Raw genomic sequence first — 9,418 nt, 5'->3', positions numbered from 1 at the left:
TGGGGATTTTCGGCAGTGCAGCCGACTTCGCCGCGATCTCCGCGTTCTTCAACTTCGTCTTGCTGGGCATAACTGGTCCTCTGGGTCATGTTATGCCCCGAACACAAAATTCAGGACAGGCTCGATCGCATGCGTCGGCTGCGACTTCAAGGACCGCGACAGCGCCGCGCCCCGCTGGGACAGGCTGGACGCAACGCCCTCCACCCTCGGTCTCGGGGCGCCCTCGTGTCTTCTGGCTGACGAGCTTGCGGACTGCAGCGACACCCAGGCCCCCGAAGCCGCGCTACGCCTGGAGCTTTGGCTGCTGCTGCCTCCGCCACGCCTTCGTGCTCAGGTGCGGCCGCGATGCTTTACCGATCGCAGATGTGAGCTGGGTGTTCTGCAAGTGAGGGTTGCGTCGCAGACATCTAACCCCACTTTTCTGGACCTTCGACGGCTGGAAGTGCAATCAGGGTGGATACCGAGGGTTGAAAAAAATTCAGCGGACGAAGCTTTAGGTAATGGCATCATCTTTCCGCTATGAAGCAGCCGACTCGCAGCCCCAGACAATTCGTTCACCTTGAACTCGCGGGCTTCCAGGTATTTGAAGCCCGAACGACCCTCCCCCTCCAACAGATCACGTTCCTGTTTGGGCCTAACTCCGCCGGAAAAGCGCCATCTACGATGCGCTTGAAGTAGCAGCACTCCTCGACCGTACAGCTTGGAATCGCAATTCTGCTGATTGGGATCGCCTTTGCGAGCTCATGGAGCGGCACTGGAGAAGGCGCCCTAACGGTGAACTGGCCGAGGCTGTGGAAATTGCGGTCGAGTATCGCACCGGCCAAAACACCTCTGAGGAGTTCATGCTCGTTCATCAACTCTGGAGGAACAGGATTGACCTTTACGAATATGATGACTGGCAAACCGAGAACTCGGTCGTGCGGAAATCATGGGTACTTCGTCGGGACTCCTCATCACGCGGGCCCCTTGAGTGGCTTTCAATTGATTTCGAGCTGTCCGTCGACGGGGCTCTACTGCTACGCTGGCTTAACTCTGAAAATCAGCGGCTCGAGTTGGGTGTTCAACACTGCTTATTGAGTCATGTCCGTCGGGAGTATGAATTTGCGAACGACGGCGCCAACGCGAAAGATCCAATAGTTGAAGGAGACTCGACGCTGTCTATCGATAACGTCATATTCTTTAACTCCGGTGGTGTGGGTTTTGAGTTCGAAGTTGGGCGGGTAGACCCTGAGTGGCTTCGCTGGGTAGAAATGAATGAGGAAGGCTCGGGATTCAGAGAGGCTTTCCCGGGATTCGCGCAGATTTTTAGCCAGATTTCCTATGTCGTGGGCCATATTTGCAAGTTCAGCGCGGCAAGCATGCCTAACTGCGAAGTGATCCCGGCGTCCAGGCAGGTTCCGACAGTTGATGATTTAACCTATTTCGAAGGGGACGCGCACCCGCCCGTTCGCGATCGTTTCGCCCGCGGCGATCCGCGCTACCGTGATCTTGCGCTGGCCTACGTGGACGCGGAACGCTTTCCCAACCGCCACCACGTAAGAACCGGGCGCGAATTGGCGGACCGCGTGAACCGCGCGTTGTCTGAGCATCTTTTTGTTGAGCGAGGCTACCGTATCGACGCGGAACTCCACTTTGTCGTGAGAGTGGAGGAGCGGGAGTGGTCAGAAGAGGGCTTGTTTTTGCGGCTGGAGCCCAGTGCGACACCGCACCAGATCGTTAGACTAAACCTGAAGGACGCGCACGGCATCAGCCACAGTTTTGCCGACGTCGGGTCTGGAATCGGCTACGTACTCCCTGTGCTCACCGCTGTTTACAACCTGAAGGAGGGCGCGTGTTTTGTACAGCAGCCGGAGTTGCATCTGCATCCTGCACTACAAGCATCCATGGCAGATGCGTTGATAGAGGCAGCATCAGCGGGAAAGCAAGTCCTGATCGAGACGCATAGTGAACACCTTCTCCTCAGAGCACTACGGCGCGTGCGGCAGACGCATGCGGGGGTACCGCTTGCTGACGCACTTCGACTTACGCCGGATCTGCTGGCCGTGTTGTATTTGAATCCATCAGCAGATGGATCAACGGAGGTGCGTAATCTTCGGGTTACGTTAGAGGGAGACTTTCTGGATTCGTGGCCGAGAGGATTCTTTACCGAGCGGGACGCGGAGTTGTTCGATGAATGAACTGTTCGGAGCAGATCCTGACCATTGCTCCGGTGCTGCTGAAGCTTCTGCGCTGCTGCGTTTGTTCGGCGTCTACTCTGGAAGGTATTTAGCGGCATACCCGACCGACTGGGTGCATCGAATGGAATTGCTCGCTCAGAGATTGTCCCCGGTCGAGGGCCAGCGTCTCCTAACGCGCCTACGTCGCGCGCGGGAGCAGATGGCATTTCAACAGATCCGAAATGTGCCTTGGAATGGATCCGCCAGCTGGATAGACAACGCGATCAGAGATGCGCTCAACGGCAAGCGCTTTGATGCGCTAATCGTAGACGCAGAAGGCCGCACTTTGCCGCTAGGCACCCCGACATACACTGTTGCCGATTTAGATGAAATCCCTCTTACGGCCGAAGAGCGCATCCGAACGGACCCGGCCGAGTTTGTCCGCGTGAGCAAGAATTTGCTCCACGCCAGTGTAGAACTGTGGTTCGTGGATCCTTACATGAGTCCATTGAAAGCGAGTTATCAAGCAGTGCTCCAAGAGATTCTCGCCGAGGCGGCGGCTGGCCGAGCCGAACGTATCCAGCTCTGGTGTCGGCGCGAGCACGCGATTGGTCCGCGGACAGGCAAGTCGGAGGCTAGCCTCCGAGAGCTCGAGCTTGCACTGAGACGGATTGCGGAGCCCGGCGGCTTTCTTAGAAAGCCCAAACGCCGCTTGGAGCTCGTGCTGGTTGACGACGAGGCCTCCGTGAACAAGTTGCACGAGCGCTTCATACTCTCGATCAAGGGAGCAATCCGCTTCGATCAAGGTTTTCAGCGATTGCCAGGATCGCGGCGGACCACCTGCTCACCTATAAGCGTCCGAGTGCACAGCGAACTGCTCGAGCTTTTTAATCGGGGAAGGCATGGGCTGCCGGTGGCTTCCCGAATCCAGGTTGCGACGTGACTCTTGGGCGCCTCCTCTCAGAACACATTGAGCTCTCGGGGGGTGCAGCGGCAGCCAAGGTTTCAGGACACATTGGGCCTCACGTACGTCGGGGCCGTCGTCCGTCGTTCTGTCCTCCACGAAGGAAAATCGCGGCCACACTCACGCGGTAAGCGGCTGGGCGGACCACCTTGACGTCGGCGGTGGCTTTCGCTGAGCGGACCGTAAGCAATGGGATGGACGCCTCCTCCTGATGACGAAATCGATGTGCCAGAGTGGAAGTGTTATCGACCACTCGACCGGAAGGAGCGTCCACCATGCAGATTACGACACTCGGCCTCGACCTGGCCAAGAACGTATTCCAGGTTCACGGCGTGAGTCGACACGGCAACGTCGAACTCCGCAAGCAGCTCAAGCGCGACCAGGTCGCCGGGTTCTTCGCCGTGAGCGGCTGGCGAGGGCACTGTGGCTATATGGCGGCGTGGCAGGCAGCCAAAGGCGCCTCCGGCATCGGTTCTCCCGAATGGCGGCACTCGGTGTCCTCCCATGTGTCCACCGGCCTGATGACTGGGTTGCAGGATGCATCGGCGCCTGGCAACGCTGGCGTCCACCGTACCAATAGGCCACAGAGCCTTTGTTCATGCAGGACCTGGCGCCATCTGTACCCCCCTCTCCCTTTGACATCCATCCCGGGAGCCGGGCACTGGTTGGGAACCGGCGCCGCCGACATGATCTGCAGCTGCGCGCCCAAGACACTTTCATTGCCGCATATCGGCCACTGCCGCTTCGGACTGCGCGCAAGCCGGCAGACCCCCCACCTCATGACAGGTGTGAGCGCGCCACCTGCAGCTCGACCAGGCACGCACCGCGTGCAGTGCCCCTGCCCCTCTGGCTCAGGACCGCCCCCCGGGGGTAGTCCGGATCTGCGCACAAAAAATCTATCTGGCTGGGTCCGCAATTTCCTTGCATGGCCTGTTTTTCAGCGGTGCGTCGGGGCGAAGATGCAGGCGGGGCGGTCGCGCTGCTTGCTCAGGTGGTCGGCCACGCCTCCTCGGCAACCCGGCGAGACCCCGATGTCGTCGCCGGGCAGTTCGGCATCATGAACTGATGCCGCCCGAGATCTCTGCAGATCTCGCGACATGCACACTCCCCGGCTTGAGCGTGGCTGCGCAGCGCGCAGGCCGGGCCTTGGTCAATCTGACCGAAGCCGAATTGCTGTCGGTCTTGGGCGCCGAGTTGCAGCGCCGCGGCCTTCAGCACCTCGGTGCGTTGCCCAAGCCGCGAGCGAAGGCAAGTAGGCGAAAGTTGATTGAACGCGAGCAGATGCTGCTGGCGTTGCCGGTTCACGACGACATGTGTGACCGATAGCAGCTGGAGTTCGAGGAACCGCGGAACAGAACGCGGAGCGGAAATCGCGCGTTTCAAATCGACGCCGTCGACGCCGTGCACAAGGTCTTGAGGCAACTATCTCGCCGCCCCCTTTCTATGGGGGGGCCACTTTCAACGAGTCAGGACCACACTGGGATCATGACGCTCTTGGCTGGGCCGGCGCCTCCGCCGAGACGTGGGTGTTGAATGTTTCTCCTACCGAAAGCGGCTGCACCACCCCCGTTGCGCACAAATTGGAAAATTCATGGACGCACAGGAATTCATGAGTCTGTATGAGCATGAGCTTCCTCCTGACCAGAGGAAGGCTGCGAAGCGTTTCGCGATGGACATGCCAAACCGGTATCAACTAGACGGCGACCGGCTCTATGGCTTCGATGGAAGCGTTGTGGAATTTCATCCGAACGACCGGAAGGGCGCGCGTGTGCTCGTGGGCGCGCGAAGGGATGCGCTCGACAGACTGGAGCATCTGGGCTATCGGACTACGCAGGTCCTTCTTAGGCCCAAGTACCTCGTCACCTTCTGCGCCGTCTTGGGCGTACCGGGGCTGTATTTCAACTTCTCGGGCAACGGCGTAGGACTGATCCCCATTACTTGCTGTTTTCTCGTGTGGTTGTTGCTTCGGGTTTCACTATGGGTGGCAGCGAGGCGTCGAAATTCGGCGCGGCGACTTTTCACATCTCGCGGTCGCAAGGAGCCCCAATTGGCAAAGCAGAGGCAGCCGGCAGCAGCCAGGAACTACCGCAACTGGCGCGTCGGCTTCGCACTTGTCGCCGCCTTAGCGACGTACCTCGTGTTAGGAATTGGGACGGACTGGCTGCATGACTGGCTTTTTCTCGAGTACACATCCATCCAGGACGGAGTCGAGGTTTGCGCTGGAAGTGGTTGGGACCGCGAATGCGATACCGAAGATGGCGTGCGCGCGTACACCAGTCATGCGGTAGCTTTCCTTGGAAATACCGTAGCGCTCATCACGACTGTCTCGCGTGCCGCTGCTGGCTATTGGGTGTACCGCCTCATCTCCCCCAGAGAATGACTTGACGGAGCTCTCCAACTGTCTCATTTTTCATCGCCGCCGGGTCACCTTCTTGCCGCGCAGCGCCAGCGGGAAAAGAACGAGCGGCGCTAGCAAGAAGCGAGCAACTATCGCGAACTGCCAGTCGTGATGTGCTTTGCCGTTACCAATATCAGCAGCGCGGCTGCAAGGTCAATGGCCGCCCACACACTCTTCGGAAAGAAGACCTTCACGAATGGGTTGAATATGACTGCCAGCACGCCATAGGCCCAAGGCAACACGCCGTGCTTCCGCGTGTAGGCAACGTATGCGGAAATCCCGAAGCCTAGGAACGCGACCAGTCGCAAGAAGATGTAGTAGCCGTATGGCAGCGGGAGGGCGCCCACACCGAGTAGGAGAGCGAGCAAGTAGACAATGGGTTTGGGCACTCTCTAGACGCCTCTGAACGTGGGCACGATATTGCACCAAACGGCACCGCGCAGACGATAGCGGGAAGGGGGGAAGCGCATATGGGGTGTTCCTATACGCGCAGGCGAGTGATGGCAATGCAATTTGAGCGCACGTCCGCGCACCTTGGATCACGGCGATGTCCCAAGGGACTTTCCATTGGCAAACTGGTGCGGAGGAGGTCGCTTGAAGAATGCGTAATAGCTGCCCAGGAGATCGTTCTCAAGCTCATGCAAGGCCGATTTCGAAGTGTCCCGGGGAAGGCTGGCACATGAGAATTCGGCGTCGCCATCGCTGTAGGTGTTCGCGTGCGCGAGCACGCCTTGCACTAACCTTCAAGCTTTCCCCGATGTACAGAAGTTCCGAGCATCCCGCTAGGCGAAGTCGATAGAGCGCCACCCCCGAGACCGCGAGCGGTTTCCTCAACGACGCCCAGGGCGTCCAGGTCAGGCCCATCCAGTCCATGCCGGTGGGCTCACCCGATGCCAGCAAGGGCTGCGGTGAGCAACGGGGTCCCGGCAACGGTCCTCCCTCTGCGACCGGCCCGCCTCGCTGACCCGTTCTGCGATTGCGGGACTTCGTGTACCCGGGATGAAAATTCCCGTGGTTGCACAGCGCCGACTCACCCATCGCCACGCGGTGGGCCCACAAGAGCCAGCACTCCAGAGCGAGGCGTTCGGCAAACACCGTGGTCGCCAATGCAGCGGAGCACTCGTACGAACAACCCTCCGCGTGCGCCCATGCCCATAGCGAAGGTGCCGCGGTGTGCGGATCGTTGAAGGGCATATTCTCGGCCAACGCGTGATTGCGTAGAGCTGTGAGTCGCTCACGCAAGTTGCGTCCAGTCTGTCCGATGTAGGCCAAGCGCTCCTGCCCCACCACACGTACCCGATACACACCGGCCCCTTGAGGCAGTGACGTGAAGTCACCGCCTTCTAACGGCACCCAAGACGTCCAAGAAAGGCCTCCCCAATTCGGATCGACGGGCCTGCCGAAGGCGTTGGATTCTTCAGTGTTCACGCAAGCCGAGAGGCGAGGAAGTGACCGGAGGAACATGGGAGCTGATTCAAGCCATCAAGCTCAGATGTCTTACCGCCACGGGCCCGTGTTGCCGGGCATTGACTGGCCAGAAAGACGTGTGGGGCATCAGCAGCACACTGGGTCCATCGGGCACTTGGTAGGTTTCTCGCCCCACTTCGTAGACCCGGCTCAATGTAGTGAGACCAGCCCAATGCTCTCGGAGGCCCGGGAATATGAGCTTTCCGGTCGTCTTCAAAGCTGAGACCCCCATCAAAACAACCCCGCGTGGCTTGACGTGCTCAATGTATCGTCTGTGCCAAGCGGCACATTGCTCAAGATATCGTGGGTGTTTGCGCCATTCCTTGTAGTTTCCTACCGTGCTATCAGTGCGCCACATGCAAAGCACTGCGTTGGTGAGAAAGCAGTCGCTGAGAGAGATACCAGCCGTGCGCAATACTTGGGAGAGATTGGCAATGGTGTCATTGCTGGCGGGTTCCCCTCCCTCTCTACCCAGTTCTTGCTGATACCAAAGTGGACCGAAATCGCCGCCGAAGATCATCACCTTCTTCGTCGGACTAGGGTAGCCGTGAAAGAAACCTCCCGCGCCCGGAAAGAAGCCAGGCAAAGACAGGAACGGGATAAAGTCCGTTGTGAAGTGGTCGTTTTCTTCACATGCGGGCATCGGGCGATTTGCAAGGTAAGTCTGCATGACATTGTCCCTTCCGAACGGCTAGACGATTCCACATGATGTCCTGTGTGCTCGATGCCGGTGACTTCTATACTAGCCCGAGCGCTCCGGCGTTAGAACCGGTCCTGAGGGACCTCTCGAGTACGCATGTTGCCCCCATGAACGCGAAATAGAGTTACGCTGACATTGCTGTATCTAATACCGCTCTCGGTGCGTTCCTCCTCCAACGCAATCAGCGTATCCGCTTCGTACACCGTTCGCGATCCTAGGAAGCGGTACCGCATAACGTAACTGCCTGGCGCGATATTTGTGCTTGCGAATGACTGCCCCGCCTTCACGAGAAAGCTGCGGACACGCGTCTGACTGCTGGCCTGGTACAGTCGCACCAAGGCATCGCCGTCTCCTTGAGCGTTATCTACTGTGACCTTCGAATAGCCTCCGGCAGCCAGCAGTGGGCCGGTATGCCCCGACTTCGAACGAAAATCAGGGTCGGCCAACGGTGTGCCAAGCGGAGACTGTGACGCGCTGCGCGTGCCGCTCTGCCCTTTTCGGCTGATTGTCCGGGATGGTCGATTTGGCTTCTCGTCGGTGAAGAGTGCGTCGTCGGATACGTACGGGACAGAAGCGCGACCCAAGAACTCCTCGTCGGATAGAAGGCGATCCTGGGAGGTGTCCGCTGTCGCGGCAGCTTGCGAGCGACGTTCCATTCCCGCACCGCCAGCGGCGAGCGCGATGACTGTGATAACCAAGGCGAGTGCACCAGCGGAGGACAGTTTGCTTAAATAGTCGTTTAGGCGCGCCAGCAGACTGACTCCGGGAGCGCTTGTTGCGGGTGCCGGAGCCGGCGCTGATCCGGCCTTCCTGCTCGCTTGTGCGGTCCTCTCTGAAGACGCAGGCGGCTCGCTGGCCTCTGCTTTGACGAGTTCTTGTTCTGCAATCCAGCTATCGTGTTCGGCCCGCCTGACCGGGTCCAAGAGAACGTCCCGGGAGTCGTTCAAGATGCGCATGACTTCCGTTGCACGCGGCCGGGGGTTCACATCCGGGTGGTATTTCTGGGCCAAAACTCGATAGGCGGCACGAATCACTTCCGCCGGTGCATTTCGAGCAACCTTCAGGTTGTCATAGTGTGTGTGGAGCTTCTCCATGGTCATCCTGAACTCTGCACGTGCCCTGCCTTGCGCGAGTCAACGCCCTTGGCCAAGGACGATGGACAGAATGCCAGCAAGCAGGAGGTCGTAGGGCGCCCTAGGTGATCGCTCTGCTTGCGCATTGCGGTCATCAGGCGCTGCGCATCACCTTGAACTTTGCCGGGGGGCGATGTGATGGTTGCGGCGACCGCTGTGTGACCTGCAGTCAGTCCGACAAGCAGCAGAAGGGCCATGGCCGAGACGTGAAAGCGCCGTGAACTGAGTAGCGTCATCTTGCCTATTCGAGAGCAACTGGTACGACATGAGCGGTCGCATGGGCTGAAGCGCTTCGACCCTCGCGTGGCGTCCGCCCACCAGCAATCAGGCGCTTGCCTCGCTGGGAACTTCCCCAGAAGAGAGTGGGGATGCGCGCTATCACCGGGCCGTGAGCGTTGATGTCAGCTGTGTATGGTGACCGAGTCCCGATCACTTGATCCATCCAGGGAGAGTGTCTGCCCACGTTTGTCTAGGGTCGCCCCCCCTGAAGGGTGGGGGAGTGGCTGGCGACAATTATCTTGACCGGTCGTACTGCCTCACGAGGAAATGTTACCAGCGCGATGTTGTCGTTCTGGATTGGATTTCTTCCTTCATTTAGAG

Annotated in this window: 7 protein-coding genes and 1 pseudogene; 4 read left to right on the top strand and 4 right to left on the bottom strand. The window is 59.2% G+C overall.

Going from position 1 to position 9,418, the window contains the following annotated elements; all coding sequences use genetic code 11:
* Positions 1-743 precede the first annotated feature (743 nt).
* From JJ685_RS24305 to JJ685_RS29935, 3 genes and pseudogenes are all read left to right on the top strand, one after another.
* Positions 744-2,177 carry an AAA family ATPase gene (locus tag JJ685_RS24305; protein WP_201676939.1) on the top strand — a complete coding sequence of 478 codons (1,434 nt, stop codon included), beginning with the start codon at positions 744-746 and terminating at the stop codon, positions 2,175-2,177.
* Positions 2,170-3,099, top strand: a complete 930-nt coding sequence (locus JJ685_RS24300; RefSeq protein ID WP_201676938.1) for a hypothetical protein — start codon at positions 2,170-2,172, stop codon at positions 3,097-3,099. Before JJ685_RS24305 ends, JJ685_RS24300 begins: the two co-directional genes overlap by 8 nt.
* Positions 3,100-3,395: 296 nt before the next feature.
* Positions 3,396-3,518 (top strand): annotated as a pseudogene (locus JJ685_RS29935) (IS110 family transposase); the annotation flags it as partial.
* Between the two features lie 589 nt (positions 3,519-4,107).
* On the opposite strand, the gene JJ685_RS24295 reads toward JJ685_RS29935, so the two are convergent.
* A complete protein-coding gene (locus JJ685_RS24295; RefSeq protein ID WP_201676937.1) occupies positions 4,108-4,527 on the bottom strand; it encodes a hypothetical protein in 420 nt (139 codons plus the stop codon).
* A gap of 184 nt (positions 4,528-4,711) precedes the next feature.
* On the opposite strand from JJ685_RS24295, the gene JJ685_RS24290 reads away from it, so the two are divergent.
* Positions 4,712-5,500 (top strand): hypothetical protein, encoded by a 789-nt coding sequence (locus JJ685_RS24290; protein WP_201676936.1) that lies wholly within the window; start codon positions 4,712-4,714, stop codon positions 5,498-5,500.
* Between the two features lie 107 nt (positions 5,501-5,607).
* On the opposite strand, the gene JJ685_RS24285 is transcribed toward JJ685_RS24290, so the two are convergent.
* The 3 genes from JJ685_RS24285 to JJ685_RS24275 all read right to left on the bottom strand — a co-directional run bounded on the left by JJ685_RS24285 (position 5,608) and on the right by JJ685_RS24275 (position 8,779).
* Positions 5,608-5,907 (bottom strand): DUF6804 family protein, encoded by a 300-nt coding sequence (locus tag JJ685_RS24285; RefSeq protein WP_201676935.1) that lies wholly within the window; start codon positions 5,905-5,907, stop codon positions 5,608-5,610.
* Between the two features lie 1,085 nt (positions 5,908-6,992).
* Positions 6,993-7,655 carry a uracil-DNA glycosylase family protein gene (locus tag JJ685_RS24280; protein WP_201676934.1) on the bottom strand — a complete coding sequence of 221 codons (663 nt, stop codon included), beginning with the start codon at positions 7,653-7,655 and terminating at the stop codon, positions 6,993-6,995.
* Positions 7,656-7,747: 92 nt separating this feature from the next.
* Positions 7,748-8,779, bottom strand: coding sequence for a J domain-containing protein (locus JJ685_RS24275; protein ID WP_201676933.1), 1,032 nt, complete (start codon positions 8,777-8,779; stop codon positions 7,748-7,750).
* Positions 8,780-9,418: the final 639 nt, after the last annotated feature.

The organism is Ramlibacter monticola, from assembly GCF_016722785.1.
GTDB classification, from domain to species: domain Bacteria; phylum Pseudomonadota; class Gammaproteobacteria; order Burkholderiales; family Burkholderiaceae_C; genus Ramlibacter; species Ramlibacter monticola.
Note: the sequence above shows the minus strand (reverse complement) of the source record. Positions and strands in the feature narration are given on the sequence as shown.

What these genes read in the sequence shown, in the direction of transcription:
- JJ685_RS24300 (WP_201676938.1), top strand. Translation starts at nt 2,170, where the DNA reads ATGAATGAACTGTTCGGAGCAGATCCTGACCATTGCTCCGGTGCTGCT.
- JJ685_RS24275 (WP_201676933.1), bottom strand. Translation starts at nt 8,779, where the DNA reads ATGGAGAAGCTCCACACACACTATGACAACCTGAAGGTTGCTCGAAAT.
- JJ685_RS24290 (WP_201676936.1), top strand. Translation starts at nt 4,712, where the DNA reads ATGGACGCACAGGAATTCATGAGTCTGTATGAGCATGAGCTTCCTCCT.
- JJ685_RS24280 (WP_201676934.1), bottom strand. Translation starts at nt 7,655, where the DNA reads ATGCAGACTTACCTTGCAAATCGCCCGATGCCCGCATGTGAAGAAAAC.
- JJ685_RS24305 (WP_201676939.1), top strand. Translation starts at nt 744, where the DNA reads ATGGAGCGGCACTGGAGAAGGCGCCCTAACGGTGAACTGGCCGAGGCT.